This window comes from Enterobacter cloacae complex sp. P17RS (assembly GCF_014895885.1).
Lineage (GTDB): Bacteria > Pseudomonadota > Gammaproteobacteria > Enterobacterales > Enterobacteriaceae > Enterobacter > Enterobacter bugandensis.
Map to the genome: position 1 here is coordinate 1 of NZ_JADBQK010000054.1, position 219 is coordinate 219.

The 219-nt window shown below is 45.2% G+C and carries 1 pseudogene; it reads right to left on the reverse strand.

The annotated features are described in order from the left end of the window. Positions 1-131, reverse strand: a pseudogene (locus IM265_RS21905) (class II fructose-bisphosphate aldolase); the annotation flags it as partial. Positions 132-219 lie beyond the last annotated feature (88 nt).

Consider the following 219-nt stretch of genomic DNA (forward strand, 5'->3'; position numbering starts at 1 on the left):
TTGATGGAGTCGGAACCTACGCAGTTAACTGCTGGCAGAGCGAAGTTGTTTTCTTTAGCTACCTGGAACACTTTCTGTACGTCATCACCAGTGATAACGCCAGGTTTTACGAAATCAAAAATTTTAGACATCTTGCTTAGTCCTGTATCTTCGGCCGTTAGAAAAGGTGCGTGCTCTTAATACCGCGCTGAAATTTGGGCAGGTTTCCCTGCGCTTGAA